Origin of the sequence: Mesorhizobium sp. M7D.F.Ca.US.004.03.1.1 (assembly GCF_003998635.1) — a bacterium.
Classification (GTDB): Bacteria; Pseudomonadota; Alphaproteobacteria; order Rhizobiales; family Rhizobiaceae; genus Mesorhizobium; species Mesorhizobium loti.
In genome coordinates this window covers 1-1,290 of the sequence record NZ_RZQG01001280.1, presented here as the reverse complement: position 1 = coordinate 1,290, position 1,290 = coordinate 1, and the positions used below count along the sequence as shown (strand labels likewise).

The following is a 1,290-nucleotide window of genomic DNA, read 5'->3' as shown; positions in this document are numbered from 1 at the left end:
TGGGACTGAGAAAAGGGGTGCCGCCATAGCTTTGGGCAAGCACAATGTGCGGGTCAAGTTCCTGGCTGAAAAGATAGCCAGCAGGCTGGGCAACGCGTTGGTCGCTCCGGTGATCTCCTATGTTCCGGAAGGGACCATCGACCCGCCGACCGCCCATATGCGGTTTCCCGGAACAATCACCATCAGCGACAAGACTTTCGAACAGCTGCTTGAATCCGCGGCCCGCAGCTTCAAGCTGCATGGCTTCAGGACCATTGTGCTGATCGGCGACCACGGCGGCTATCAGGCCGACGAGCGCCTTGTGGCCGATCGCCTGAATGCCGAATGGCGCAAAACCCCGGTCCGGGTCTTTGCGGCGCTCGAATACTATCAGATCACCCAGAGCGCCTATGTCGAAAAGCTCTTGTCGGCCGGCGCGACGCAGCCTGAGGTTGGAACGCACGCCGGATTGGCCGACACATCGCTCATGCTAGCTATCGACCCTTCCATGGTGCGCAAGGATCGCCTTGCGGCCGCCCCGAAGCTCAATGCCGACGACGGCGTCTATGGCGGCGATCCGACCCGATCGTCGGCCGCGTTCGGCCAACTCGGCGTAGACCTGATCGTTGATGGAACGACCGAAGCGATCCACGGATTCATCGCAAAGCAGCAGCCCAAATGATCAAGGCATATTGGTGGTTCAAGAGCTTCTGCGCGCCGCTCATGTTTTCGCTCGCGCTGTCGTCGACATCAGCTTCTGCCGGATCGTGTCCGGAAGATTGCAGCGAGCCGCCTCCTTCGCACTCTCCGATCAACATCTACAGCCAGAACGGCGGATCATTTGAGCCCGGCGACGACAGGCGCGCTGCCCCGCGTCTATGTACCAAATCGCTCGTCCAACAGCGTATCGGTCATCGACACCGTGACCCTCAAGGAGGTCGACAGATTCCCTGTCGGGCGCAAGCCGCAGCACGTCGTTCCGTCTTGGGATCTGAAGACGCTCTGGGTCGCCAACAACGCCAGCGGTACCAACAAGGGCAGCGTGACGCCCATTGAACCCAAGACCGGCAAACCGGGTCACGAAATTCCAGTCGATGACCCCTACAACATGTACTTCATGCCGGACGGAAGCGCGGCCGTCATAGTCGATGAAGCCTATGAGCGGCTCGATCTGCGCGATCCGCATACAATGGCGCTCAAATCGGCGATCCCGACGCCGACCTGCCCCGGTATCAATCATGCTGATTTCTCCGCCGACAATGCCTACGCCATCTTCACATGCGAATACGGCGCTGGCGGCCTCTTGAAGGT

At 60.1% G+C, this 1,290-nt stretch carries 2 protein-coding genes; both read left to right on the top strand.

Annotated features, from left to right (window positions below; translation table 11 throughout):
• Window positions 1-661, top strand: a 661-nt coding sequence (locus tag EN935_RS36330) for a creatininase family protein (protein WP_127374247.1), incomplete at its 5' end; no start/stop codon positions are given.
• Between the two features lie 159 nt (window positions 662-820).
• A partial coding sequence (locus tag EN935_RS36325; protein WP_245489142.1) for a YncE family protein occupies window positions 821-1,290 on the top strand: 470 nt, incomplete at its 3' end.